Here is a 26044-nt window from a genome sequence, read left to right on the forward strand (position 1 = left end):
CTCTTACTGCGGCGGGTTGCCGTGCTTGCGGGACGGCAGGTCGGCGTGCTTGTTGCGGAGCATCGCGAGGGCGGCCACGAGGGTCTCGCGGGTCTCGGCCGGGTCGATGACGTCGTCGACGAGGCCGCGCTCGGCCGCGTAGTACGGGTGCATCAGCTCGGCCTTGTACTCCTTGACCATGCGGACGCGCATGGCCTCGGGGTCCTCGGCGTCCGCGATCTGCTTGCGGAAGATGACGTTGGCCGCGCCCTCGGCGCCCATGACGGCGATCTCGTTGGTGGGCCAGGCGTAGGTGATGTCGGCGCCGATGGACTGGGAGTCCATGACGATGTACGCGCCGCCGTAGGCCTTGCGCAGGATCAGCGAGATCCGCGGGACGGTGGCGTTGCAGTACGCGTACAGCAGCTTGGCGCCGTGGCGGATGATGCCGCCGTGCTCCTGGTCGACGCCCGGCAGGAAGCCGGGGACGTCCAGCAGCGTGATGATCGGGATGTTGAAGGCGTCGCACATCTGGACGAAGCGCGCGGCCTTCTCGGAGGCCTCGATGTCGAGGACGCCGGCGAGGTGGCCGGGCTGGTTGGCGACGATGCCGACGACCTGTCCGTCCATCCGGGCCAGGGCGCAGATGATGTTGCGGGCCCAGCGCTCGTGGATCTCCAGGACGTCGCCCTCGTCGACGATCTCCTCGATGACCTTGAGCATGTCGTACGGGCGGTTGCCGTCGGCGGGGACCAGGTCCAGCAGTACGTCGCTGCGGCGGTCGGCCGGGTCGCTCGACTCGTGGACGGGCGGGTTCTCGCGGTTGTTGGAGGGCAGCATCGAGATGAGGTAGCGGACCTCGGAGATGCAGGTCTCCTCGTCGTCGTACGCGAAGTGCGCGACGCCCGAGGTCTCGGCGTGCACGTCGGCGCCGCCCAGGCCGTTCTGGGTGATCTCCTCGCCGGTCACCGCGCGGACCACGTCCGGGCCGGTGATGAACATCTGCGAGGTGTCCCGCACCATGAACACGAAGTCCGTCAGGGCCGGGGAGTACGCGGCGCCGCCGGCGCACGGGCCCAGCATGACCGAGATCTGCGGGATAACGCCCGAGGCCCTGGTGTTGCGCTGGAAGATGCCGCCGTAGCCCGCGAGGGCGGAGACGCCCTCCTGGATCCGGGCGCCCGCCCCGTCGTTCAGGGAGACCAGCGGGGCACCGGCCGCGATGGCCATGTCCATGATCTTGTGGATCTTCGTGGCGTGGGCCTCGCCCAGCGCACCGCCGAAGATCCGGAAGTCATGCGCGTACACGAAGACCGTGCGGCCCTCGACCGTGCCCCACCCGGTGATCACACCGTCGGTGTACGGCTTCTTGGCCTCCAGGCCGAAGCCGGTCGCCCGGTGGCGGCGCAGCTGCTCGACCTCCTTGAAGGACCCTTCGTCGAGCAGCAGCGCGATGCGCTCACGGGCGGTGAGCTTGCCCTTGGCGTGCTGGGTCTCGGTCGCGCGGTCACTGGGGCCGCGCCGCGCCTGCTCGCGCAGGGAGTGCAGCTCGGCCACGCGCCCGCGGGCGTCCGTGGGCTCGCTCGGGGTCTGGTCCACAACGGTCATGTACCGACCTTACGAAGCGGGCCATCAAAAACCTCCGTTCATTCCGCACAGTCTCGGGAGTGTTCCGCTGTCCGGCCCGCACAGTACGGCGAAAGGATGCATGGACTCCACCAGACGGGACCTTCGTCCTTTGTGTGACTTCCACAGAACCGCGTGACACCCCGCAGAGATGTTGAAATTTGAACGGAATAGGCCTAACGTCGTTCTCGTTGAGGTCGTTGAACATTCAACAGACCCGGATCCCCCCACCGAGGAGCACGTCATGGGCATCTTCACCCGCCGCAGCCAGACCGCCGACGCCACCACCGCCGCCACGCTCGCCGTGGACCCGGCGCTCGCCGCCCTCACCGGCGACTACGCCATCGACCCCGCCCACAGCAGCATCGGCTTCACCGTCCGGCACGCCATGGTGACCAACGTGCGCGGCGCGTTCGAGACGTTCGAGGGCAGCCTGCACCTGGACGGCAGCGAGCCGGCCCGGTCCACCGCCTCCATCGACGTGGCGATCGGCTCGGTCAACACCGGCATCGCGGACCGTGACGCCCACCTGCTGGGCAGCGACTTCTTCGACGCCGAGCTGTTCCCGAAGATGACCTTCCGGTCCACCGGGGCGGCGCAGCTGGGCGGCGACAAGTACCGCATCACCGGCGAGCTGACCATCAAGGACGTCACGCGGCCGCTCTCCATCGACCTGGAGTTCAACGGCTCCGCCACCGACGTCTACGGCAGCGAGCGCGTGGGCTTCGAGGGATCCGCCGAGATCCTGCGTTCCGAGTGGGGCCTGACCTGGAACGCCGCGCTGGAGGCCGGCGGCGTGATGGTCAGCGACAAGGTGAAGCTGACCTTCGACATCTCCGCGATCAAGCAGGCCTGACCGGGCGGCTCCGGGGGCGGCTAGAAGCCGCCCCCGCCGTCGAAGCCGCCGCCGTCGAAGCCTCCGCCGCCGCCGAAGTCCCCGCCTCCGAAGTCGGAGGGGTTGAAGTCGGCCCCCGACACGTCCCCGCCGTCGAAGCCGCCGTCGAAGCCGTTGCCGCCGCCGAAGTCGGAGGCGTAGGCCGGGCTGGACATCATCGAACCGAGCATCGTGCCCATGAGCAGGCCGGGGAGGATGCCGCCGCCGAAGTAGCCGCCGGCCCAGGGACCGTACGCCGGGCCGGCGTCGTAGTAGGGGCGCGGTCCGTGCTCGGTGTCGACCGTGCGCACCGCCGGGTCCAGGCCGTCGCGCAGCCGTACGGCGTCCGCGGTGCAGACGGGCACGGTACGTTCGGCCCCGCCGGGCGGGGCCCACGTGGCGTCCTCGGTGCTCGGCCCGTGGCGCGGGTCGAAGAAGCAGGGCGAACGGCGCTCGGGCAGCGGCCTGCCCTGCCGGCGCGCGTCCAGCCGGGCCAGTGCGTACCGGCCGTCCTCCAGGGCCTGGGTGGCCCCCTTGACCTCTTCCGGGTACTGGACCGAGGCCATGATCTGTTTGGCCTTCTCGTACGAGTCGAGCCCCTGCTCGTAGTCCTTGCGCATGGCGTCGTCGGCACCGGGCTCGCCGGGGTGGAAGTCGAGCCGTTCCAGTTCCTCGCCGAAGGCCGTGATGTCCTCGTCGACGACCACGCCGAGCCGCTCGACGGCCTCGCGCCGGGCCTCTTCCTTCTTCTTCCGGTTGCGCCGCACGAGCGCGTACGCACCGCCGCCGCCGACCGCGGCGACCGCGGCGAGGGTGATCAGCCCGCCGACGGGGGCGCCGGAGTCCGTGCCGGTGCCGCCGCCCCAGGAGGCGGGGGCGCGGCCCTTGGCCTGGCTGAGCGCCTGGTCCACGAAGTTGTCGAGCTGGGTGCTCGCGTCCGGGGACCCGACCTTCACCGCGTCGGTCAGGTTGCGGACGGCGTTCCTCGGCATGACCGTCCGGTCGGCGCCGGCGTCGAAGCCGTCGCCGAGCCGGATCGCGTACAGCCCGGTGATGCCCGTCTCGGCGCGGACGGCCCCCAGCACCTTGTCCGGGGGGTACTCCGCGGTGGCGGGCAGCACGGCGACGAACACCGGCCTGTTCGCGTCCTTGATCTTCTTCGCGAGCGCGTCCGCCCGGTCCTTCGGCAGCTGGGCCTCGGCCCGGGGGTCGACGTAGACGGGCCCGCGCTTGAGGGCCTCCCCCACGGCGGCGACACCGGTGTCGGCCGACGCCTGGGGGGCGACCACGAGAGCGGTCGCCGACAGGGCCAGCAGCAGGCCGGACAGCACCGATCCCACGCGTACGGATATCAGCCTGGTCCTCATACCCACGAAGCTACCCGAACGCCCTCATCCTTGTGTGAACAGGACATAAGAGCACCGGACCTCGCCGGACGGCGGACGCGGTCCGGCACCTGCCGACCCGCCGGGGGCTACTCGGCGGGTTCCACGCCCGCGTGGAGGAGGCCGTACGTGAACGCGTCCTCCAGGGCCTGCCAGGAGGCGGCGATCACGTTCTCGGCGACGCCGACCGTGGACCACTCGCGGGTGCCGTCCGTCGTGGAGATCAGCACGCGGGTCGTGGACTCCGTGCCGTGCTTGCCCTCCAGGATGCGGACCTTGTAGTCGATCAGCTCGAACTTGGCCAACTGGGGGTAGAAGCGCTCCAGGGCCACCCGCAGCGCCCGGTCCAGAGCGTTGACCGGGCCGTTGCCCTCCGCCGTGGCGACGATCCGCTCGCCCTTGGCCCACACCTTGACCGTGGCCTCGTTGGCGTGGGTGCCGTCCGGGCGGTCCTCGACGATCGCGCGCCAGGACTCCACGCGGAAGTACTTGCGGGCCCGGCCCTCGGCCTCCGCGCGCAGCAGCAGCTCGAAGGAGGCGTCGGCGGCCTCGTACGTGTAGCCCTGGAGCTCCCGCTCCTTGACCCGCTCCACGACCCGGGAGATCAGCGCGCGGTCCCCGTTGAGGTCGACGCCGAGTTCCTTGCCCTTGAGCTCGATGGAGGCCCGGCCGGCCATGTCGGAGACCAGCATCCGCATGGTGTTGCCGACCCGCTCGGGGTCGATGTGCTGGTAGAGGTCCGGGTCGACCTTGATGGCCGAGGCGTGCAGGCCCGCCTTGTGCGCGAAGGCGGAGAGGCCCACGTACGGCTGGTGCGTGGAGGGGGTGAGGTTGACTACCTCGGCGATGGCGTGCGAGATGCGGGTCATCTCGGCCAGCGCGCCCTCGGGGAGGACCGTGCGCCCGTACTTGATCTCCAGGGCGGCGACGACGGGGAAGAGGTTGGCGTTGCCGACGCGCTCGCCGTAGCCGTTGGCCGTGCACTGCACGTGCGTGGCGCCGGCGTCCACGGCCGCGAGGGTGTTGGCGACGGCGCAGCCGGTGTCGTCCTGGGCGTGGATGCCGAGGCGGGCGCCGGTGTCGGCGAGGACGGTGGCGACGGTCGCGGCCACCTGGGCGGGGAGCATGCCGCCGTTGGTGTCGCAGAGGATGACGACGTCGGCGCCGGCCTCGTGGGCGGCGCGCACGACGGACTTCGCGTACTCGGCGTTGGCCCGGTAGCCGTCGAAGAAGTGCTCGCAGTCGACGAAGACGCGGCGGCCCTGGCCGACCAGGTAGGAGACGGTGTCGCGGACCATCTCCACGTTCTCGTCGAGGGTGGTCCGCAGGGCGAGCTCGACGTGCCGGTCGTGGGACTTGGCGACGAGGGTGATCACCGGGGCGCCGGACTCCAGCAGGGCCCGCACCTGCGGGTCCGTGTCGGCCGATCCGCCGGCGCGCCGGGTCGCGCCGAAGGCGACGAGCTGGGCGTTCTTGAAGTCGATCTCCGCCCGGGCACGCGCGAAGAACTCCGTGTCACGGGGGTTGGCGCCGGGCCAGCCGCCCTCGATGAAGCCCACGCCGAACTCGTCCAGGTGCCGGGCGATCGTCAGCTTGTCGGCGACGGTGAGGTTGATGCCCTCGCGCTGGGCGCCGTCGCGCAGGGTGGTGTCGAAGACGTGGAAGCTGTCGTCCAGGCCCCCGGACAGCACGGTTGCCGCCTCTGGTGTCGTCGTCATGCTGATCTGGCTCCTGTCGGATGAGTGGTTCCGGATGCCCGCCAAAGGGCCAAACCGCAGTCACTGCCCCCATCATCGCGCGCGTCCACGTCCCCGCATGGATGGTGCCGGGAAACGAAAAAACCTCTCGCGGGTGCGAGAGGTCTGCGCGCGGGTCTGGGGCACGGTGGCCGCTTCCCGCGAAGGTCTTCCACGGTTCAGCGGCCACTGAGGACCGGCGCGCTGCTGGCGATAATCATGAGCTGAGCAGGCACGCTCGCAGTGTGCCATACCGCTCGCCGCGGATGGACGGGGATCTCAGCATGCGGGCACCGCCCCCGCCCCCGCGCAGACGCCGCCGGGGATCCGGGAAGCGCCCGGGCCGCGGGGCCGCGTTCGGCCTGGCCCGCCGGCCGAGAGGGGTGCCCGCAGGGCGATCCGGCCCCGCCGGCGGTTGAGGCGCGGAGTCGGGGCGAAGGCCCGGCTGCGGCGCCGTAGCCCGCCGGTCACGCCCGGCCGCCGGCCTACGGAAGGGGGGTGAGGGCTTCCGTGAGGAACTCGCGGACGTGGTCCAGGATCTGCTCGCGGTTCACCGTCGGCAGACCCACGGCCAGCTGGATGCTGAAGCCGTCCAGCAGAGCGCGGGTGCGGGTCGCCAGGCGGTCCGGGTCCACCGGGCGGAACTCGCCGCGCGAGATGCCCTCCGCGAGCAGGGCCACCAGGTCGCGGTGCCAGGCGCCTTCGATGGCCGCCTGCCGGTCGCGTTCCTCGGGGCCCGCGTTCTGGGAGCGGTTCCAGACCTCCAGCCACAGCGTCCAGTGCGGGTCGCGGGCCTGCGTGGGCACGTAGAGGTCCACGTACGCCTGCAGCCGCTCCCGCACCGGGCCGCGCCGGGACAGCAGCGCGCGCCGCTCGGTGCCCAGTTCCGCCTCGCTCCACTCCAGGGTCTGCAGCAGGAGCTCGTCCTTGCTGCGGAAGTAGTAGAGGAGGTGACCGCTGCTCATGCCGACCTCGCGGCCCAGGCCGGCCATGGTCAGGCCTTCCAGCCCGCGCTCGGCGATCGTGGCCATGGCGGCGACGAGTACGTCCTCGCGCGGGGGCGCGTTCTTGCGCGCCGCCCGTACCGGTACTCCGCCCGCCGCCATGGTCACTCCTTCGAACGTGGTGCCTCGGGTCAGACCTTCGGCTGCTGCTGGGTGATGCAGTGGATACCGCCGCCCCCGGCGAAAATCGTACGTGCGTCGACGAGGGTCACCGTCCGCTCGGGGAACAGTCCGCGGAAGATCTCCGCGGCCTCCTCGTCGCGCGGGTCGTCGAAGGAGCACAGGACGACGCCGTCGTTGCACAGGTAGTGGTTGATGTAGGAGTAGTCCACCCACTCCCCGTCCTCCTCCAGCACGGTCGGCGCCGGGATCTCCACGACCTCCAGCCGCCGGCCCCGGGCGTCCGTGGACGCGCGCAGGATGGCCGCGATGGTCTTGCAGCGCTCGTGGTCCGGGTGGGCCGGGTCGGGCTGGCTGTGGACCATGACGACGCCGGGGCGGGCGAAGGCGGCGACGATGTCGACGTGGCCCTGCGTGCCGTAGGTGCCGTAGTCGCCGGCCAGGCCGTACGGGAGCCAGATCGCCTTGGTGGTGCCGAGGTGGGCGTGGATCTCCTGCTCGACCTGCTCGCGGGTCCAGTCGGGGTTGCGGCCCTTGCCCAGCTGGACGGTGTCGGTGAGGAGCACGGTGCCCTCGCCGTCCACGTGGATGGCGCCGCCCTCGTTGACCAGGGAGGTGCTGTAGGTGCGGGTGCCGACCATGTCCGAGATGTGCCGGGCGATCTTGGAGTCGTGCTCCCAGCGGGCCCATTCCTGGGCGCCCCAGCCGTTGAACGTCCAGTCGACGGCCGCCAGCTCGCCCGCGTCGTTGGTGACGAAGGTCGGACCGATGTCGCGCATCCAGGCGTCGTCCAGGTCCCGCTCCACGAGCTGGATGTCGTCGCCGACGATGGCGCGGGCGCTCTCGGCGTCACCGGGCGAGACGACGAGGGTCACGGGCTCGTACGTGCGCACGGCGCGGGCCACGGCTCCCCAGGCCTCGCGGGCCTCGGCGAGCTCCTGCTCGTTGGTGAAGGTGGGGTTGGGGCTCGGCCATGCCATCCAGGTGCGCTCGTGGGGCGTCCACTCGGCGGGCATCCGGAATCCGTCGTGGACGGGCTTGTTCGTGGTCATGAGGGGTCCTTACGGGCTGACGGGCGAGGCTGCTCAGAGGAAGTACAGGCGGTTGAGGGAGACCGAATCGGCCGCCTCGGAGCGCAGCGGTTCCCCGTCCAGGGAGACGAGGCCGCTGCGCGCGTCCACATCGACCGCGCCCACCCGGGAGTTGAGGAGCAGGTCCTTGGGGCCGATGCCGCGGGTGCCGCGGACGGCGACCCGGCGCCTTCGGGTCGGCATCTCGTCGCCGCCCAGGGCCGCGGCGGCGGCGGAGACGAAGGCGACGGAGATGTCGGCGGCCGTGGCCCCGTACGAGCCGAACTGCGGGCCGAGAACCAGCGGTTCGCAGGTGTCGGTGGCCGCGTTGGGGTCGCCGGTGACGCCGTAGGCCGGGAAGCCCGACTTGAGGACCAGCTGCGGCTTGGCGCCGAAGAACTGGGGGCGCCAGAGCACGATGTCGGCGAGTTTGCCGACCTCGATGGAGCCGATCTCGTGGGCCAGGCCGTGGGCGATGGCCGGGTTGATGGTCAGCTTGGCCATGTAGCGCAGCACGCGGGCGTTGTCGTCGCCCTCGCCGTCGCCCTCCAGGGGGCCGAGCTCGCCCTTCATCTTGGCGGCCATGGCGAAGGTCCGGCGTACGGTCTCACCGGCCCGGCCCATGCCCTGGGCGTCGGAGGAGGTGATGCCGATCGCGCCCAGGTCGTGCAGCACGTCCTCGGCGCCCATGGTGCCCGCGCGGATCCGGTCGCGGGCCATGGCGGCGTCACCGGGCAGGTCCGGCTTGAGGTCGTGGACGGAGACGATCATGCCGTAGTGCTCGGCGACCGCGTCCCGGCCGAAGGGCAGGGTGGGGTTGGTGGAGGAGCCGATGACGTTCGGCACGCCCGCCATCTTCAGGACGTTCGGGACGTGCCCGCCGCCGCAGCCCTCGATGTGGAAGGCGTGGATCGTACGGCCTTCCAGCACGCGCAGGGTGTCCTCGACGGAAAGGCATTCGTTCAGGCCGTCGCTGTGCAGGGCGACCTGTACGTCGTGCTCCTCGGCCACCCGCAGCGCGGTGTCCAGGGCCCGGGTGTGAGCGCCCATGTCCTCGTGGACCTTGAAGCCGGACGCGCCGCCCTCGGCGAGGGCCTCGACGAGCGGGGCGGCGTCCGAGGAGGAGCCGCGGGCGAGGAAGCCGATGTTGACGGGCCAGGCGTCGAAGGCGTTGAAGGCGTGCTTCAGCGCCCACGGGGAGTTGACGCCGACGCCCCAGACCGGGCCGAACTCCTGGCCGATGATCGTGGTGACGCCCGCGGCGAGCGAGGCCTCCATGACGCGCGGGGAGAGCAGGTGGACGTGGGTGTCCACGGCTCCGGCGGTGGCGATGAGGCCTTCGCCCGAGACGATCGACGTGCCCGTGCCGACGACGACGTCGACGCCGTCGAGGGTGTCGGGGTTGCCGGCCCGGCCGATGGCGTGGATCCGGCCCTCGCGGATGCCGATGGAGACCTTGCGGATGCCGAGGACCGCGTCGATCACCAGGACGTTGCTGATCACGACGTCGCAGGTCTCGCGGACGGCGGCGGCCTTCAGGTGCAGGCCGTCGCGCGCGGTCTTGCCGAAACCGGCCAGGAACTCGTCGCCGGGCTTCTGCGCGTCGGACTCCACCCGGACGGTGAGTCCGGAGTCGCCGAGCCGCACCCGGTCCCCGACGCGGGGGCCGAAGACGGCCGCGTACTCGTGCGGGTCGATGTGGCGGCTGCCGGGAGCGCAGTGCGCGCTGTGGTCGGTGTGGGGGGTCTGACGGCTCACGCCTGGGTTCCTTCCTGGCCGGTGGTGCCGGCGGTGCCGGCGGCCGGGGCGTCCGGGCCGGGCTCCTGGGCCGCGCCCAGGTACCCGCAGGCCGCGGCCCTGCTCAGTGCGAGCGATTTGGCGCCGGGGGCGTCCAGCGGACCGTCGACCAGGCCCGCGAAGCCGATGGCGATGCGGTCGCCGCCGATCGGGACCAGGCCGACCTCGCCCTCGCCGTGCGGGTCGAACCGGACGGACGAGCCGGCCGGTACGCACAGCCGCATGCCGTAGGCGGCGGCGCGGTCGAAGTCGAGGCGCGGGTTCGCCTCGAAGAAGTGGAAGTGGGAGGTGACGCTCACCGGCACGGGGGCGGTGTTGCGCACCCGCAGGTGGAGCACGGGTTCCGGCTGGGGGACGCCGGGGCCGGGCACGACCGCGCCCGGGGCGTCGTCGCCGAGCGGTACCGCGCCCCGGATGGGCGACGAGACCACCGCGAGACGCGAACCGTCGTCGAAGACGGCCTCCACGTGCACCTCGGTGACCACGTCGGCCACGCCGGGGAGGACGTCGTCCGCCCCCAGCACGCTGCGGGCCTCCTCGATCGCCTCCGCCAGCCGCTTGCCGTCGCGCGCCGCCTCGCAGACCGTGTCCGCGATCAGCGCGGTGGCCTCGGGGACATTGAGCCGCAGGCCCCGGGCCCGCCGGGCCCTGGCCAGTTCAGCAGCGCCGCGGAGCAGCAGCCGGTCGCGCTCCGTAGGGGTCAGCCGCATGCCGATCCACCACCTCTTGAGTCGATGGGTTAGAGCATCACTCTAACTCTTCATTTCCTCGCAAGGAATCATTGACCTGGGACCAGGCAGTAAGTCACATTGAGTGTCACTCAAACGCATATGCAACCACCCCCCGCCCTGCCAAGGGAGTCCCCCCATGCCCATCGAACAGCGCGGAGTCGACACCATTCCGGAGGAGGAGCGGACGAGCGGTCCCCGTGACCTGATCTCGATCCTCCTCGGCTCCAACCTCTGCCTCGGCGTGATCGTCTTCGGCTGGCTGCCCCCGTCCTTCGGACTGGGCCTGTGGCCCTCGGTCACCGCCATCGTGACCGGCACCCTCGTCGGCATAGCCTTCACCGCGCCGCTGGCGCTGGTCTCCCTGCGGACGGCCACCAACCTGTCGACGTCCAGCGGCGCCCAGTTCGGCGTCCGCGGGCGGCTGGTCGGGTCGGTCGTGGGCCTGCTGCTCGCCCTCGGCTACACCGCGCTGACGCTGTGGATCGGCGGCGACGTCATGGTCGGCGTACTGTCCCGCCTCACCGGACTGCCCGACACCGGCGTCTCGCGGGCCGCGATGTACGGCGTACTCGCCGCGTGTACCGTCGTCGGGGCCGTCTTCGGCTACCGACTGCTGCTCCGGATGAGCAAGGTCCTGTCCATCGGCATGGTGGTGCTGCTGGCCATCGGGATCTACGCCTACGCCCCCGGCTTCACCACCGCCGCGCCGCCGGAGACCCCCCTCCTCCTCGGCTCCTTCTGGCCGACCTGGCTGCTCGCGGCCGTCGCCGCGGGTCTCAGCGGCCCCGTCGCCTTCATCACCCTGCTCGGCGACTACACGCGCTACATCTCCCCCCGCGCCCACAGCTCCCGCAAGGTCTTCTGGGCCACCTGTCTGGGCCTGCTGATCGGGCTCCTGGTCCCGCAGCTCTTCGGCACCTACACCGCCCTCGCCGCCAAGGCCGGCGCCGACTACGCCGGGCCCCTCGTCGAGGCCGCGCCGTTCTGGTACCTGATCCCCCTGCTCGCCGCCGCCGCGGCCGGTTCGGTGGGCAACGCCGGGCTGATGCTCTACTCCATGGGCCTCGACCTGGACGCGATCGTCCCCAGGGCCACCCGCACCAAGGCCACCGTGATCGCCGCGGCCGTCGCCACCGCGTTCGTCTTCTTCGGCTCCTTCGAGTGGGACGTCCAGTCCGCGATGACCTCGTTCGTGCTGCTGCTGACCGCGATCGGCACCCCCTGGGCCGTGATCACCCTGATCGGCTTCGTGCGCTGCCGCGGCCGGTACGACGCCGACGCCCTCCAGGTCTTCAACCGCCGCTCGGTCGGCGGGATCTACTGGTACCGCGGCGGCTGGAACCTCGCCGCCACCGTCTCCTGGGCCATCGGCGCCGGGGTCGGCCTGCTCGCGGTGACCACCCCCTTCTACGAGGGCCCGCTGCTGGCCCTGACCGGCGGGGTGGACTGCTCCTTCATCCTCTCCGGCCTGGTCGGCGGCCTGGTGTACACGGTCCTGACCGCCCGCACCGCCCCCGCGGCCGCCCCCGCCGCGGAGGAGCCGGAGCCGGCGGCCGCCGCCGCCTGAGCCGGCCCCCTCCGGGTTCCGCGGTTCTGCCTCGGCGTTCAACCGTCGGGCCCGTGGTGGCGTCTACCTGGACGACGGCGGCCGAACGGGACAGGGCCGCCACGAACGACACGGGGAGACGTCGTGGAAGAACTCGCATACGTCGCGGGCAAGATCGTCAAGGGTGCCGCAGGCCTGGCCCACGCCTTCGGTGATGTCCTGGTGGGTCTCGGCCCGGACGGGACGAAGCAGGAGCGCGAGAAGCACGAGGACGAGGCGGACGAGTAGCCCCGACCACGCCCCCGCCCCGCTCCCCCTCACGACCCGAAGGCCCCCCGCAATCGCGCGGGGGGCCTTCGGGTCGTGAGGGGGAGGACGCACTAGCCCAGCGGATGCATCCAGCCGTGGGTGTCGGCGGCGTGGCCCGTCTGGAGGTCCAGGAGGGCCTTGCGGAGCTTCATGGTGACCTCGCCCGGCTCGCCGTCGCCCTGGATCCAGTTGGAGCGCTCGGACTTGACCGAGCCGACCGGGGTGATCACGGCCGCGGTGCCGCAGGCGAAGACCTCGGTGAGGGTGCCGTTCGCGTTGTCCCGCTCCCAGTCCTCGGTGGTCAGGCGGCCCTCCTCGGCGGTGTAGCCGAGGTCGCGGGCGATGGTGAGGAGGGAGTCGCGGGTGATGCCCGGCAGGAGCGAGCCGGTGAGCTCGGGGGTGACGATGCGGTCGCCGTACACGAAGTACAGGTTCATCCCGCCCATCTCCTCGATCCAGCGGTGCTCGACGGCGTCGAGCCAGACCACCTGGTCGCAGCCGTGCGAGGCCGCCTGGGCCTGGGCGACCAGCGACGCCGCGTAGTTGCCTCCGGTCTTGGCCGCGCCGGTGCCCCCCTTGACGGCGCGGACGTAGTCCTCGGAGAGCCAGACGGAGACCGGCTTCACGCCACCGGGGAAGTACGCGCCGGCGGGTGAGGCGATCACGATGAAGAGGAACTCGTTGGCCGGGCGGACACCGAGCCCGACCTCGGAGGCGAACATGAAGGGCCGCAGGTACAGGGAGGCCTCACCGGAGTCCGGGACCCAGGCCCGGTCCTGCTGGATGAGGGCGTCGCAGGCGGCGATGAACAGCTCGGTCGGCAGTTCCGGCATGGCCATGCGGCGCGCGGAGGCCTGGAAGCGCTCGGCGTTGGCCTCGGGGCGGAAGGTGGCGACGGTGCCGTCGGGCTGCTTGTACGCCTTGAGGCCTTCGAAGATGGTCTGCGCGTAGTGCAGCGTCATGTTCGCCGGGTCGATCGACAGCGGCGCGTACGGGACCAGCTCTGCGTCGTGCCAGCCGCGGCCCTCGGTCCACTTGATCGTCACCATGTGGTCGGTGAAGTGGCGGCCGAAGCCGGGGCTGGCCAGGATCGCCTCGCGCTCCGCGTCGGACAGCGGGTGCGAGGAGGGCTTGAGCTCGATCGTGGGCGTCGTCATGAGTGCTTGTCCTTCACCGGTTGTGTATGGCGGACCGCGCTCACGGCGTACTAGGACGTCCGAGCTTCCCCGCATTCCGCGGCCTCGCGTTCGATTATCGCGCGCGCGAGGACTTCGGAGAAGCGGGGACAGCGGCCCAGGGAGATGGTGGCACCCGGGGCCGCGCAGGAAAAGCCGCCGGGTCGCCTGTGTGACCCGACGGCTTCCTGGAGTGGTGCAGCCGGGTCAGCCGGCTACTCGCGCGGCGAGTGCGTCGCCGATGGCGTCGGTGGAGCGGAAGGTGCCGTCGCACTCCGCGAGGTCGGCGGAGACCGCGTCCTCGATGCGGGCGGCCTGGGCCTCGTAGCCCAGGTGGCGCAGCAGGAGGGCCACGGAGAGGATCGTCGCGGTCGGGTCGGCCTTGCCGGTGCCCGCGATGTCCGGGGCCGAGCCGTGGACGGGCTCGAACATGGACGGGAACGCGCCGGTCGGGTTGATGTTCCCGGAGGCGGCGAGGCCGATTCCGCCGGTCACGGCGGCGGCCAGGTCGGTGAGGATGTCACCGAAGAGGTTGTCCGTCACGATGACGTCGAAGCGCTCGGGCTGGGTGACGAAGAAGATCGTCGCGGCGTCGACGTGCAGGTAGTCGGTGGTGACCTCGGGGTACTCCTGGCCGACCTTGTCGAAGATGTTCTTCCACATGTGGCCCGCGTACACGAGGACGTTGTTCTTGTGGACCAGGGTCAGCTTCTTGCGGGGACGGGCGTTGGCCCGCTCGTACGCGTCACGGACGACGCGCTCGACACCGTACGCGGTGTTGATGCTGACCTCGGTGGCCACCTCGGCGGGGGTGCCGGTGCGCAGGCTGCCGCCGTTGCCGGTGTACGGGCCCTCGGTGCCCTCGCGGACCACGACGAAGTCGATCTCCGGACGGCCGGCCAGCGGGGTGGCCGTGTTCGGGAAGAGCTTCGAGGGGCGCAGGTTGATGAAGTGGTCGAAGGCGAAGCGGAGCTTCAGCAGCAGACCGCGCTCCAGCACGCCGGACGGGACCGAGGGGTCGCCGATGGCGCCCAGCAGGATCGCGTCGTGGTGCTTGAGGGCTTCGAGCTCCTCGTCCGGGAGGGTCTCACCGGTGCGGTGCCAGCGCTGGGCGCCGAGGTCGTATTCCTTGGTCTCCAGCTTCACATCCTGGGGCAGGACCGCGGTAAGGACCTTGAGGCCCTGAGCCACGACTTCCTGGCCGATGCCATCACCGGGGATCACTGCGAGATTGATGCTGGTCGACATGGCGAAACCGTACTCCCTGTCCCAGCCCTCAGACATATTGCGTCCGCCATGTGGACGCGTGGCGCAATATGTCGGATGAGCGGGTTGATCAGTGACCGGTCGCTCCGCCGTTGTCACGGCGGTCGAGCGCGCGCTGCAGGGCGGCTGCGGCGTTCTTGCGGTCGGCGTCGGCCGTGGAGGAGCGGCGGACGCGGCGGGATGCGGTGGCGGTGGTGGTCTTCATGGGTGATCGACTCCTTGAGATCACGGCGTGGCGGGGCCACGGATGAGGGGTTCCTTCAAGGCGCCGGAAGAGGCGGGGAGCAGTGCGCCGCAGGGGTTGCCTGCCGGGGCGCGCGCCCTCTACCGCCATTCGCCGGATCGGCGAGACGTTCGGCTCCTACCAAGCTAGGGCAGCTCCCGCTGTCTGTCTCCGCAATTACTCGGACTTCCTACTATCTGAGACGCCGGGCGGCCCGGAAGGCCGCTCCGAAGGCTCCGTTTTCAGCTGCTCCCGGAGCGGAGTTCCCTGATCAGAGCCCTTACGGCGAAGGTTGCGGCCGATTCCGGGGTGGTGACGTATCCCACGCTTCTCACCGGCCCCCCGGGGCCCAGGCAGGTGACGTCCACGGCGTCGGTCGCCTCCCGGAGGGACAGCTCGGGCATGATCGCCATGCCGAGCCCGCGGCCGACCATGGTCAGCACCATCGCGTCGTCCTCCGCCTTGACGGTGGCCCGCGGGATCCAGTCCTGCGCCAGCCACCAGGCACGGGTGTACGAGCCGCAGTTCTCGTCCCAGTCCATCAGGGGCAGCGCCTTCGGTTCGGGGTGCCCCGCCGGGTGCACCAGGGCGTACGCCTCCTCCACCAGCACCCCGCTCAGCAGGCCCGGCGGCAGTCCCTGCGCGGCGCCCAGGGTCGCGATGCCGAGGTCCGCGCGGCCGGCGGCGACCTCCCCCGCCGTGCCCGGCCCGATCTCCCGGACCACCCTGACCTCGGGGCGGATGCCGGGGTGGCGGGCGGTGAGCCGTTCCAGGGCGGGCGGCAGCAGGTGCAGGGCCGCGCTGCGGAAGGCGGCGATGCGGAGCACGCCCTCCACCGGGTCCGCGCCGCGGGCCGCGCCGCGCACCTCCGCGCCCATCACCTCGTACTGCCTCAGGATCCGGCGGGCGTGGCCGACGGCCCGCTCCCCCGCGGCGGTGGGCGAGGCTCCGCCGCGGCCGCGCTCGAAGAGGACCGCGCCGAGCTTGCCCTCGCTGCCGCGCACGGAGTGCGAGACGGCCGACTGGGTGAGGCCGAGCGCGACCGCCGCGGCGGAGAAGCCGCCGCTGTCGGCGACGGCGACCAGGACCCGCAGTTCCTGCGGCGCCAACTGGCCGGCTGTCATGGCCTTCACCTCGTTCTATGAGCGCTGTTCATGGATGTGCCGCTTCCATGAGCCCAACCCTCTGCCCGGCCCGGTGATTCCTTCCTAGCGTCTGCGCCATGACCACGAACACCACCGCGTACGCCGTCCACCAGATCGCCCGCCCGACCGGCTTCCCCACAGCCGCCGACTTCACGTACGTCCGCACCCCCGTCCCCGAGCCGGGGCCCGGCACCGCCCTCGTGCGGAACCTGCTCCTCTCCGTGGACCCGTACCACCGAGGGCTGATGGACGGCGGCGAGGGCGGCTTCGCGCTCGGAACCCCCCTCGAAGGGCGCTCCGTCGGCCGGGTGATCGCCTCCCGCGACCCGGGCCTGGCCGAGGGCGACCTGGTCTTCCACCGCTCGGGCTGGCGCACGCACGCCCTGGTCACCCTGGGCACCGACGGCACGCGCAGGCTGCGCGGCCACGAGGGCGTCCCGCTGGAGGCGTACCTCTCCATCCTCGGCGGCACCGGCCTGACCGCGTACGCCGCGCTGACCCGGACCGCGGCCCTGCGCGAGGGCGAGGACCTCTTCGTCTCCGCCGCGGCCGGCGGGGTCGGCACGGCCACCGGCCGCATCGCCCGGCTGCTCGGCGCCCGCCGGATCATCGGCAGCGCCGGCTCGGCGGCGAAGGTCCGCCACCTCACCCGGACGCTGGGCTTCGACGCGGCCTTCGACTACCACGACGGGCCGGTCGGCGAGCAGCTCGCGAAGGCCGCCCCCGACGGCATCGACGTCTACGTGGACAACGTCGGCGGGGAGCACCTGGAGGGCGCGATCGACGTGCTGCGCGAGTACGGGCGGATCGCCTGGGTCGGCGCCCTGTCGATGTACAACGGCGACCGGTCCCCGGCCGCGCCCCGCAACCTCTTCGAGGTCGTACACAAGTCACTGCGGCTGGAAGGGGTATTGGTTCGCAATCACACCAATCTCCAGGACGAGCTGGAGGACTTCCTCGTCCCGCACCTGCGCAGCGGCCGGATCGGCACCGACACCACCGTTGTGCAGGGCTTCGATCACACGGTGGACGCCTTCCTGGGCATGTTCCGTGGGGACAATCTGGGCAAGATGCTCGTGCGGATCGACGACTGAATCAGGCCAACCGGATGTTCACCGAGTTCTTACCGCACGGATGTAGACCTTTGCATCGGCTGCCGCCACTCTGTGCGTCAATGTGCCAACGGGGCACTGGAGTTGGAGGCGAGGACTCAGTGACACCGATCAGCCGCAGAGGTTTCGTGGGAATCGGCGCGGGGCTGGTGGCCGGGGCCGCCCTGCCCCCGCTCCTGCCGGCGACGGCGGCCGCGGCCGCCGCGACGGGCACCATCACCGATGTGAAGCACGTCGTGATCCTCATGCAGGAGAACCGCAGCTTCGACCACTACTTCGGCAAGCTGAAGGGTGTCCGCGGGTTCGGCGACCGCGCCGCCGGCAACATCCCCGGCGGCTGGGGCACCTTCAACCAGTACAACTGGGGCGCCCGGCAGTACCCGTTCAAGCTGTCCTCCACCCCGCCGGCCGGCGGGGCGGACAGCGAGACCCTCGCCCAGTGCACCGGCGACCTCCCGCACAGCTGGAGTTCCCAGCACGGCGCCTGGAACAAGGGCCGGATGGACAACTGGGTGACCGCCGTCGGCAAGACCCACACCCTCGGCTACCTCGACCGCGGGGACATCCCCTTCCACTACGGGCTCGCCGACAACTACACGATCTGCGACGCCTACTTCTGCTCCACGCTCAGCGCGACCGGCCCGAACCGCACCTTCCTGTGGAGCGGAAAGGTCGACGCGGGCAGCAAGGACGGCGGCGACGAGTCCGGGCTGACCTGGGAGACGTACGCGGAAGCCCTCCAGCGGGCCGGCATGACCTGGAAGGTCTACCAGAACGCCCAGGACAACTACGGGGACAACGGGCTCGCCTACTTCAAGAAGTTCACCGACGCCAGGCCGGGCGACCCGCTGTGGGACCGCGGCATGGGCTCCGTGCCGAAGGTGACCGGCTCGACCCCGGACGACATCGCCGCCGCCATCCGCGCCGACGTCGTCGCCGGGACCCTCCCGCAGGTCTCCTGGGTGGTGGCGAACGAGGCCTTCTCCGAGCACCCGTACGCCCCGCCCGGCGACGGCGCGCACTTCGTGGACCTGGTCTACCGGGCACTCGCCGCGAACCCGGAGGTCTTCGACTCCACCGTGCTGTTCCTCAACTACGACGAGAACGACGGGTTCTTCGACCACGTGGCGCCGCCGGTCGCCCCGCCGGGCACCCCCGGCGAGTACATCGACGGCATCCCCGTCGGGCTGGGCTTCCGTGTCCCCATGATCGTGATGTCGCCGTGGACGCGGGGCGGCTGGGTCAGCTCCGAGGTCTTCGACCACACCTCCGTACTGCGCTTCATGGAGACGTGGACGGCTGCCCTCGGCACCCCCGCCACCTGCCCGAACATCAGTGCCTGGCGCCGCAAGGTCGTCGGCGACCTGACCGGCGTGTTCGACTTCGCGCACCCGGTCTACGGGGTGCCCGCGGGCCTGCCCGGCACGGCCAAGGTCATCGGCCAGTCGACCTGCGGCCCGCTGCCCAACCCGGCGCCGCAGGACAACGCCCTCCCGGCCCAGGAGCCCGGCACCCGCCCCGCGCGGGCCCTGCCGTACCAGGTGAACGGCAACATGGACCGGCTGGAGTTCGGCGCGGCCGGCAAGATCCTGGCCTGGTTCTCCATGACCAACCAGGGCGCCGAGGCGAAGCGGCCGGCGCACTTCTCGATCCACCCGCACCAGTACCGGGACACGGCCGCCTGGCAGTACACGGTCGACCCGGGCGCCACCTCGACCGACTACTTCAACATCGGGCTGGGCAGCGGCTCCGGCAAGTACGACATCTCGATGTACGGCCCGAACCGCTTCCTGCGGCGCTTCCTCGGCGACGCCACGAAGCCGGGCAAGTCCCTGGAGGTCGCGGCCCGCTTCGCCGTCGAGGCGGGCACGGGCAGGACGGCGATCTGGTTCAGGATGACGAACGCCTCGGCCTCGCCGGTCACCTTCACGGTCCGCTCGAACGCCTACCGCACCGACGGCCCGTGGACCTACACCGTCCCGGCGAACTCCTCCACCGAGGACTACTTCAACGCGGTGGCGTACAGCAACGGCTGGTACGACTTCACGATCCTCGCCGACTCCGACGGCACCTGGTCGCGCCGCTACACGGGCCACATCGAGACGGGCGCCCCCAGCATCAGCGGAAGCTAGTGCCGTGCCGCAGGAGCGGGCGCGGGCGCGGTCCGCGTGTCCGTCACCGCTCCAGCCATGCCGTGTACCAGGCGCGGAAGTCCGGGCTCTCGGGCACGCAGCTCCCGAAGTCCTGGTCCACGTGCCAGACCTGGCCCGCCCGGGGGCCGGTGACCACGAGCCGGGAGTACGTGCCGCAGCCCTGGTCGGCGAGGACGAGCGTGCCCCGGGTCAGCCCCTCGCGCGCGTCGAACCTCCGGTCCGCGTCGAACGGCCGGGGCTCCGTGACCGGACAGGGCGCGGCGAGGCGGCCCGGCCCGCGGTCGTCCTGCCACTCCGCCTCCGCGGCGCCGTCCTCATCGGCGTCCGGACGCGGGGTGGCCAGCGGCATGAGCCCGTACCCGGGGCCGGCGGGCCCGTCGCCGACGGCCACGAGGAAGCCCCGGTAGGCGGCCGGCAGGCGGATCGCGTGCTCCTCCTCGAAGGCACGCACCACGGATTCCGGGAGGGCGGCCTCCAGCACGTACCCGTGGCTCCGGCGCGGCGCTCCAGGGGCCCCCGCCTTCTCGCGCAGCCGGGCTCGTACGGCCTCCGCGTCCCAGTCGCTCATCCCGGGACCGTACCAAGGGCGACCGAGGCGACCGCATTGCGGACGCGGAACGCCGTACACCGGCCGCCTTCGGGCCGACGCGGCTCTGGCGGTCTGGACCATTGCCCCGGCAGACTCGCCCCATGTCGCCCGATGCCGAAGCGTGGACCCCGATCCACGGCCTGCCGTACCGACCCGCCCCCTACCGCCCCGCACGGATGCCCGGCGAGGAATCCCTGGCGCGCGCCGCCGAGTTGCGGGCGCGGATGGACGAGCGCAGGACCGTACGCCACTTCTCCCCCGACCCCGTGCCCGAGCAGGTGGTCCGCGACGCCATCGCGTGCGCCGCGACCGCTCCGTCCGGGGCGCACCAGCAGCCGTGGACCTTCGTCCTGGTCAAGGACCCCGCCGTACGGGAGCGGATCCGCGCCGCCGCCGAGCAGGAGGAGGAGCTCTCCTACGACGGCCGACTCGGCGACGAATGGCTCGCGGCCCTGCGCCCCCTCGGCACGGACGCCGTGAAGACCCACCTCACGGACGCCCCGGCCCTGATCGTGGTCTTCCAGCAGCGCTACTGGCTCGGCCCGGACGGCACGAAGCGCAAGCACTACTACGTGGACGAGTCGGTCGGCATAGCGGTCGGCATGCTGCTGTCGGCCCTCCACCTGTCGGGCCTGGCGGCGCTGATCCACACACCGAGCCCGATGCGCTTCCTCTCCCGGGTACTGGAGCGCCCGGAGAACGAGAAGGCCTTCGCGGTGATCCCGGTCGGCTACCCGGCGGACGACTGCCAGGTCCCGGACCTGGTCCGCAAGTCCCTCGACCAGGTCATCGTGGAGGTCTGACGTCCTCTCCGGCGGGCGGTTCCGGGGCCACGGCGGCCTGCCCGCCGCCGAGGGCCTCGGCGAGCCGCATCCCGATCCGCACCCGGTCCTCCGGCGCACAGGCGTCCATCGCCGCCCGCACCTGTCGCAGGATGAGCCAGTCCCGCACCACCTTGGCCACACCGAGCACGGCGGCCGTCACGATCGCGGCGGTCAGCATCACCCGTACCTCCGCTCGATCGACGCGGTGATCTCGGCGATCTCCCCGCCGGCGTGTGCGAAGTCCATGCACCGAACGGTCACCTCGGCAGCCCCGAGCCGGATCACCCCGGGACGGCCGGCCCGCACCGCCGGTTCGGGGGGAGTCCCGTCCGGGGGCGCGGCGAGACCACTGCGCCGCAGACGCTGCTCCATCGCGGGAGCGCCCGGCGCGCAGCACCACTCCAGCACGAGGTCCTGGTACTGGTGGCAGTAGGAGTTCACCCAGCCGTGGGCGGTCCCCGTCCGGTTGACCAGCCGGGGGCGGCGGAGCAGCCGACTGAGCAGGTGGTCGCGGGAGGCGGGGTCCGGTCCGGCCATCGCGGTGCCCGTCCAGTAGTGGAGTTCCTCCTGCTCCGCCTCATGCGGCTCCCTGGGTGCGATGCGACCCACGTACCGCAGCCCGTCGCCGTCGTCCGGAAGCCGCCAGGAACCGGAGAGCCCCTGGATGCGGACGGAACCGCCCCCGGCGGCGTCCCGCAGGACCGGCCCCCGCCGGTCGGCGGTGACCCGCAGGCCCGGCACGCCGCGCAGCCCCCCGTAGCTCTCGTCGAGGCGGGGCAGCAGCTCGGTAAGGAGCCTCCGGGCCATCTGGTCGTGGAGCCTGAGGGAGAGTCCGCCCGCCGTCGGTGCTGCGGCGACGACACCGAAGACAGCCCCGTCGAGCTGTCCGTCGCGCAGGGCGTCGCCCGCGGTCAGCGCGACCCTCGCCTCGAAGGCGCGCTGGGCCGGGTGGGCCGCGTCGGGCACCGGCCGGTGGCGGGTGATCAGGCCGGCTTCGGCCCACTCGAGGCAGGTGTGGTGCGGCAGACCGGTGGCTTCACGGCAGATGGTCGCCACGCGGTGGCGGTTGTCGGTGCGCCTGGACATACGTCTCCCCGGGCGTCGTCCCGGCACGGACGCGTAGAGGTCTCGTATCTCCTGGCATTCATCCCACCCGTACGGGAACTCGTCAGAGCCCTCGGCTCCCTCGGGAAGCCGGGCCCGAGTCGTGGAGCGTGTCGCCGTACACGACAACCGGGCTCAGGCTAGCAGGAGTTGTCGCTCCCGGACATGGGACCGCCCCCGCTCCGGACTTGGGGGTACCGGAGCGGGGGCGGGGTTCTGCGGGGGCGGTCAGCCCATGTGGGGGTAGCCGTACTCGGTCGGCGGGACCAGGGTCTCCTTGATGGAGCGGGTCGAGGTCCAGCGCTGGAGGTTGGTCGCCGCGCCGGCCTTGTCGTTCGTGCCCGAGGCACGGCCGCCGCCGAAGGGCTGCTGGCCGACCACGGCGCCCGTGGACTTGTCGTTGATGTAGAAGTTGCCCGCCGCGAAGCGCAGCTTCTCCATCGCGTCCGCCGCCGCGTAGCGGTCGGCGGCGATGATCGAGCCGGTCAGGGCGTACGCCGAGACGGACTCCATCTGGGCCAGCATCGCGTCGAAGTCGGCGTCCTCGTAGACGTGGACCGCGAGGATCGGGCCGAAGTACTCGGTCGTGAAGACCTCGTTCTCCGGGTCGGTGCACGCGATGACGGTCGGGCGGACGAAGTAGCCCTCCGAGTCGTCGTACGTGCCGCCCGCGATGATCTCGCAGGTCGGGTCGGCCTTCGCACGGTCGATCGCGGCCTTGTTCTTCGCGAAGGCCCGCTCGTCGATGACGGCGCCGATGAAGTTGGTCAGGTCGCGGACGTCACCCATGGCGATGCCGTCGACCTCGGCCGCGAAGGCCTCCTTGAAGCCGTCGTTCCAGATCGAGGCCGGGATGTAGGCGCGCGAGGACGCCGAGCACTTCTGGCCCTGGAACTCGAAGGAGCCGCGGGTCAGGGCGGTCTTCAGGATCGCGCGGTCCGCGGAGGGGTGCGCGACGACGAAGTCCTTGCCGCCGGTCTCGCCGACCAGGCGCGGGTAGGACCTGTACTTCTCGATGTTGTTGCCGACCGTCTTCCACAGGTACTGGAAGGTCTTGGTCGAACCGGTGAAGTGGATGCCCGCGAGCTCGGGGTGGTTCAGGGCCACCTCGGAGACCGCGATGCCGTCGCCCGTCACCAGGTTGATGACGCCCTTCGGCAGGCCGGCCTCCTCCAGGAGCTCCATGAGGAGCACCGCGGAGTGGGTCTGCGTCGGGGAGGGCTTCCAGACCACCACGTTGCCCATGAGGGCGGGGGCGGTCGGCAGGTTGCCGGCGATGGCCGTGAAGTTGAACGGCGTGATCGCGTAGACGAAACCTTCCAGCGGGCGGTGGTCGCTGCGGTTCCACACGCCGGCGGAGTTGGCGACCGGCTGCTCGGACAGGATCTGGCGGGCGAAGTGGACGTTGAAGCGCCAGAAGTCGACGAGCTCGCAGGGAGTGTCGATCTCGGCCTGCTGCGCGGTCTTGGACTGCCCCAGCATCGTCGAGGCGGCGAGCTTCTCGCGCCACGGGCCGGCCAGCAGCTCGGCGGCGCGCAGGATGATCGCGGCGCGGTCGTCGAAGGACATCGCGCGCCAGGCCGGGGCGGCGGCCAGGGCCGCGTCGACGGCCTCCTGCGCGTCGGCCTCGGTGGCGTTGGCGTAGGTGCCGATGACCGACTTGTGGTCGTGGGGCTGGACCACGTCGAAGCGCTCGCCGCCGCCCATGCGCTTGACGCCGTTGATCGTCATCGGGAGGTCGATCGGGTTCTCGGACAGCTGCTTGAGCTGCGCTTCGAGACGCGCGCGCTCGGCGCTGCCGGGGGCGTACGAGTGGACCGGCTCGTTGACCGGAGCGGGGACCTGGGTCACTGCGTCCATGGCTCTGCTAACTCCTTGACCTGGTTCTGGACTAGTTCTTGGTGATCATCGAGCGGAGGAAGAAGAGGAGGTTGGCGGGCTTCTCCGCGAGGCGGCGCATGAAGTAGCCGTACCAGTCCGTCCCGTACGCGGTGTAGACGCGCATCCGGTGTCCTTCGGCGGCGAGCCGCAGGTGCTCCTCGCTGCGGATGCCGTAGAGCATCTGGAACTCGTACTCGTCCAGCTTGCGCCCGGCGGCCCGGGCGAGCTCCTGCGCGATGGCGATCAGGCGCGGGTCGTGCGACCCGATCATCGGGTAGCCCTCGCCCTCCATCAGGATCTTCATGATCCGGACGTAGGCCTTGTCGATCTCGGCCTTGTCCTGGTAGGCGACCTCGGCGGGCTCCTTGTAGGCGCCCTTCACGATCCGGACGCGGCTGCCGGCGGCGGCGAGGCGCCGGGCGTCGGCCTCGGTGCGGAAGAGGTACGCCTGGATCACGCAGCCGGTCTGCGGGAAGTCCCGGCGCAGCTCCTCGTGGATGGCGAACATCGAGTCGAGGGTGGTGTGGTCCTCGGCGTCGAGGGTCACGGTGGTCCCGATGGCGGCGGCGGCCTCGACGACCGGGCGGACGTTGGCGAGGGCGAGCTCGTGGCCGCCCTCCAGCGCCTGGCCGAACATCGACAGCTTCACGGACATCTCGACGGTCTCGCCGAGGCCGAGGACCGCGAGGTGCTCGATGAGCCGGAGGTAGGCGTCACGGGCGGCGTACGACTGGGCCACCTCGGTGATGTCCTCGCCGACGACGTCGAGGGTGACCTCCAGGCCGCTGCGCGTGAGGTCCTCGACGATCGGGATCACCTGCTCGACCGTCTCACCGGGGATGAACCGGTTCACCACGGGCTTGGTCACCGGGGCGGCAGAGACGATTCGGCGCATCTTGTCGCTGCGCGAAGCGGCGAGGATCACGGGACCCAGCACGGGGGCACCTCCAGCGGGTGGCAGAAGAAAAGCTCAAGTAAAACCACCGTGAAACCTAAGGATCGCTTCGATGCTCTGCCATCGACAGCTGTCACGCATCCGTGTCCCGGATCTCATACATCTGTCTGAAGAGCCGCGCGACGGGTGGGAGAATGTCCGGGTGAAGGGCGATTACCAGGACCTGGTGGACGAGATCTCGGCGCTGCTCGGCGCCCCGGCGACGCTGGAGAACCGGGACTTCCGCCTCATCGCCTTCGGCGCGCACGACAGCGAGGACGACGCCGCGATGGACCCGGTCCGGACCCGGTCGATCCTCACGCGGCAGTCGACGGCGGCCGTCCGGTCCTGGTTCGAGGGGTTCGGCATCGCCCGCGCCACCGGGCCCGTCCGGATCCCGGCGGCGCCCGACGCGGGGGTCTTCCGGGGGCGGATCTGCCTTCCGGTGCGCTACCGGGGCATCGTGCAGGGGTACGTGTGGCTCCTCGACCAGGATCCCGGCCCGAGCGCCGCGGCGCTGGACGCGGCCATGGAGGTCGCCCAGCGGATCGGGGTCCTGCTCGCCGAGGAGGCGAAGGCGGGCGCCGACCTCTCGCGGGAGTTCCTGGCGGTGCTGACGGCCGGGCGGGGCTGGCAGCAGGACATGGCGGTGTCCGCGCTGCGGCTCGCCCTGGGCGCGGGCGGGGACGGGCTGCACGCGGCGGTGTGCGTGGCGCCGTGGCCCGGGGAGGCCCCGGCCTCGGTGCCGGGCGCGGCGGCGGTCTGCGTGGTCCCGCGCGGGGCGGGAGGGGCCGACGGCGGCGGCGACGCCGGCGGCGCCGCGTCCGGGGGCGGCGACCTCGCGGTGCTGTTGCGGCTGCGCTCGCCGGACGCCCTGGACCCCGCCCTGGCGGCGGTGGCCCGGCTGCTCCCGGGGGCGTCCGGAGCCGGGGCGGGCGGAGCGGGCGCGGGTGCCGCCGCACCGGGAGCGCGTCTCGCCACCGCCGGTGTGGCCGAGCCGATCCGGGGCCTGGGGGCGCTGCCCGCCGCCTGGGAGCAGGCCGTCGCGGCGGCCCGCGCGGCCGCGGCGCAGCCCCGGCTCGGCCGGGTCGCGCGGTGGTCGGCCATCGGCCCGTACCGGATGCTGGCCGCCCTCGCCTCCGACCCCGTGGACGATCCGGCGGCCCGGGCCCTGCTGGAGCCGGCCCACCGCGAACTGGCCCGCACCGCGGAGGTGTTCCTGGACTGCGCGGGGCAGGCGGGGCGCGCGGCGGCGGCCCTGGGGATCCATCGGCAGACCCTGTACTACCGGCTCTCGCGGGTGGAGCAGCTGACCGGGCTGGACCTCGACGAGGGCGAGGACCGGCTGCTGCTGCACATGGCCCTCAAGGCGTCCCGGCTCCACGGCTGACGACGGGGGCCGGCTCGGGGTGGCCCCTAGGGGCGGTCCCCGATACCCGTACGGCCGCGGGTCCCCTAACG

At 71.7% G+C, this 26044-nt stretch carries 23 protein-coding genes; 7 read left to right on the top strand and 16 right to left on the bottom strand.

Annotation, left to right across the window (positions count from 1 at the left end; translation table 11 throughout):
- Positions 1–3: 3 nt before the first annotated feature.
- On the bottom strand, positions 4–1587 hold the full coding sequence (locus ACZ6Y1_RS11225) for an acyl-CoA carboxylase subunit beta (protein WP_469626044.1): 1584 nt from the start codon (positions 1585–1587) through the stop codon (positions 4–6).
- A 262-nt stretch (positions 1588–1849) separates the two neighbouring features.
- On the opposite strand from ACZ6Y1_RS11225, the gene ACZ6Y1_RS11230 reads away from it, so the two are divergent.
- Positions 1850–2461: a YceI family protein gene (locus tag ACZ6Y1_RS11230; RefSeq protein ID WP_469626046.1), complete on the top strand. Its 612-nt coding sequence runs from the start codon at positions 1850–1852 to the stop codon at positions 2459–2461.
- A 20-nt stretch (positions 2462–2481) separates the two neighbouring features.
- Here the strand turns inward: ACZ6Y1_RS11230 and ACZ6Y1_RS11235 are convergent, their stop codons facing one another.
- The 6 genes from ACZ6Y1_RS11235 to ureA all read right to left on the bottom strand — a co-directional run bounded on the left by ACZ6Y1_RS11235 (position 2482) and on the right by ureA (position 10301).
- Positions 2482–3846, bottom strand: coding sequence for a hypothetical protein (locus ACZ6Y1_RS11235; protein WP_469626049.1), 1365 nt, complete (start codon positions 3844–3846; stop codon positions 2482–2484).
- A 107-nt stretch (positions 3847–3953) separates the two neighbouring features.
- Positions 3954–5582 carry a citramalate synthase gene (cimA, locus tag ACZ6Y1_RS11240; protein WP_469626052.1) on the bottom strand — a complete coding sequence of 543 codons (1629 nt, stop codon included), beginning with the start codon at positions 5580–5582 and terminating at the stop codon, positions 3954–3956.
- Between the two features lie 503 nt (positions 5583–6085).
- Positions 6086–6706 carry a TetR/AcrR family transcriptional regulator gene (locus ACZ6Y1_RS11245; protein ID WP_469626055.1) on the bottom strand — a complete coding sequence of 207 codons (621 nt, stop codon included), beginning with the start codon at positions 6704–6706 and terminating at the stop codon, positions 6086–6088.
- A gap of 29 nt (positions 6707–6735) precedes the next feature.
- The gene (locus ACZ6Y1_RS11250) at positions 6736–7776 is read right to left on the bottom strand and encodes an agmatine deiminase family protein (RefSeq protein ID WP_469626058.1); all 1041 of its coding nucleotides are present in this window, start codon (positions 7774–7776) and stop codon (positions 6736–6738) included.
- A gap of 33 nt (positions 7777–7809) precedes the next feature.
- Positions 7810–9492, bottom strand: a complete 1683-nt coding sequence (locus ACZ6Y1_RS11255; RefSeq protein WP_469626595.1) for an urease subunit alpha — start codon at positions 9490–9492, stop codon at positions 7810–7812.
- 56 nt (positions 9493–9548) lie between these two features.
- The gene (gene ureA / locus ACZ6Y1_RS11260; RefSeq protein WP_469626061.1) at positions 9549–10301 is read right to left on the bottom strand and encodes an urease subunit gamma; all 753 of its coding nucleotides are present in this window, start codon (positions 10299–10301) and stop codon (positions 9549–9551) included.
- A gap of 157 nt (positions 10302–10458) precedes the next feature.
- Here ureA and ACZ6Y1_RS11265 point away from each other — a divergent pair, with 157 nt between their 5' ends.
- Together ACZ6Y1_RS11265 and ACZ6Y1_RS11270 are read left to right on the top strand one after the other, a co-directional pair.
- Positions 10459–11889 carry a cytosine permease gene (locus tag ACZ6Y1_RS11265; protein WP_469626064.1) on the top strand — a complete coding sequence of 477 codons (1431 nt, stop codon included), beginning with the start codon at positions 10459–10461 and terminating at the stop codon, positions 11887–11889.
- A 123-nt stretch (positions 11890–12012) separates the two neighbouring features.
- The gene (locus ACZ6Y1_RS11270; protein ID WP_469626067.1) at positions 12013–12156 is read left to right on the top strand and encodes a hypothetical protein; all 144 of its coding nucleotides are present in this window, start codon (positions 12013–12015) and stop codon (positions 12154–12156) included.
- A gap of 92 nt (positions 12157–12248) precedes the next feature.
- On the opposite strand, the gene ACZ6Y1_RS11275 is transcribed toward ACZ6Y1_RS11270, so the two are convergent.
- The 4 genes from ACZ6Y1_RS11275 to ACZ6Y1_RS11290 form a co-directional block, all read right to left on the bottom strand.
- The gene (locus tag ACZ6Y1_RS11275) at positions 12249–13334 is read right to left on the bottom strand and encodes a branched-chain amino acid aminotransferase (RefSeq protein WP_469626071.1); all 1086 of its coding nucleotides are present in this window, start codon (positions 13332–13334) and stop codon (positions 12249–12251) included.
- A 225-nt stretch (positions 13335–13559) separates the two neighbouring features.
- Positions 13560–14600: a 3-isopropylmalate dehydrogenase gene (locus ACZ6Y1_RS11280; RefSeq protein WP_469626074.1), complete on the bottom strand. Its 1041-nt coding sequence runs from the start codon at positions 14598–14600 to the stop codon at positions 13560–13562.
- Positions 14601–14688: 88 nt separating this feature from the next.
- Entirely contained in the window at positions 14689–14823 is a 135-nt protein-coding gene (locus ACZ6Y1_RS11285) for a hypothetical protein (protein ID WP_384733596.1), read from the bottom strand.
- Positions 14824–15083: 260 nt separating this feature from the next.
- The gene (locus tag ACZ6Y1_RS11290; RefSeq protein WP_469626077.1) at positions 15084–15965 is read right to left on the bottom strand and encodes a LysR family transcriptional regulator; all 882 of its coding nucleotides are present in this window, start codon (positions 15963–15965) and stop codon (positions 15084–15086) included.
- Positions 15966–16063: 98 nt separating this feature from the next.
- On the opposite strand from ACZ6Y1_RS11290, the gene ACZ6Y1_RS11295 reads away from it, so the two are divergent.
- Both ACZ6Y1_RS11295 and ACZ6Y1_RS11300 read left to right on the top strand, forming a co-directional pair.
- Positions 16064–17080, top strand: a complete 1017-nt coding sequence (locus ACZ6Y1_RS11295) for an NADP-dependent oxidoreductase (RefSeq protein WP_469626081.1) — start codon at positions 16064–16066, stop codon at positions 17078–17080.
- 119 nt (positions 17081–17199) lie between these two features.
- Positions 17200–19230, top strand: coding sequence for a phosphocholine-specific phospholipase C (locus ACZ6Y1_RS11300; RefSeq protein WP_469626085.1), 2031 nt, complete (start codon positions 17200–17202; stop codon positions 19228–19230).
- A gap of 43 nt (positions 19231–19273) precedes the next feature.
- On the opposite strand, the gene ACZ6Y1_RS11305 is transcribed toward ACZ6Y1_RS11300, so the two are convergent.
- Positions 19274–19819, bottom strand: a complete 546-nt coding sequence (locus ACZ6Y1_RS11305; protein WP_469626087.1) for an SMI1/KNR4 family protein — start codon at positions 19817–19819, stop codon at positions 19274–19276.
- Between the two features lie 122 nt (positions 19820–19941).
- Here ACZ6Y1_RS11305 and ACZ6Y1_RS11310 point away from each other — a divergent pair, with 122 nt between their 5' ends.
- The gene (locus ACZ6Y1_RS11310; protein WP_469626091.1) at positions 19942–20643 is read left to right on the top strand and encodes a nitroreductase family protein; all 702 of its coding nucleotides are present in this window, start codon (positions 19942–19944) and stop codon (positions 20641–20643) included.
- Here ACZ6Y1_RS11310 and ACZ6Y1_RS11315 read toward each other — a convergent pair.
- The 4 genes from ACZ6Y1_RS11315 to ACZ6Y1_RS11330 all read right to left on the bottom strand — a co-directional run bounded on the left by ACZ6Y1_RS11315 (position 20627) and on the right by ACZ6Y1_RS11330 (position 24586).
- On the bottom strand, positions 20627–20842 hold the full coding sequence (locus ACZ6Y1_RS11315; protein WP_469626094.1) for a hypothetical protein: 216 nt from the start codon (positions 20840–20842) through the stop codon (positions 20627–20629). The genes ACZ6Y1_RS11310 and ACZ6Y1_RS11315 overlap by 17 nt on opposite strands.
- On the bottom strand, positions 20842–21750 hold the full coding sequence (locus ACZ6Y1_RS11320; protein WP_469626097.1) for a hypothetical protein: 909 nt from the start codon (positions 21748–21750) through the stop codon (positions 20842–20844). Before ACZ6Y1_RS11320 ends, ACZ6Y1_RS11315 begins: the two co-directional genes overlap by 1 nt.
- Before the next feature lie 246 nt (positions 21751–21996).
- On the bottom strand, positions 21997–23628 hold the full coding sequence (gene pruA, locus ACZ6Y1_RS11325; RefSeq protein WP_469626101.1) for an L-glutamate gamma-semialdehyde dehydrogenase: 1632 nt from the start codon (positions 23626–23628) through the stop codon (positions 21997–21999).
- 31 nt (positions 23629–23659) lie between these two features.
- Positions 23660–24586 carry a proline dehydrogenase family protein gene (locus ACZ6Y1_RS11330; RefSeq protein ID WP_469626104.1) on the bottom strand — a complete coding sequence of 309 codons (927 nt, stop codon included), beginning with the start codon at positions 24584–24586 and terminating at the stop codon, positions 23660–23662.
- Between the two features lie 160 nt (positions 24587–24746).
- Here ACZ6Y1_RS11330 and ACZ6Y1_RS11335 point away from each other — a divergent pair, with 160 nt between their 5' ends.
- Positions 24747–25973 carry a PucR family transcriptional regulator gene (locus ACZ6Y1_RS11335; protein ID WP_469626106.1) on the top strand — a complete coding sequence of 409 codons (1227 nt, stop codon included), beginning with the start codon at positions 24747–24749 and terminating at the stop codon, positions 25971–25973.
- Positions 25974–26044 lie beyond the last annotated feature (71 nt).

It is taken from the genome of Streptomyces sp. NPDC053432, assembly GCF_055585365.1.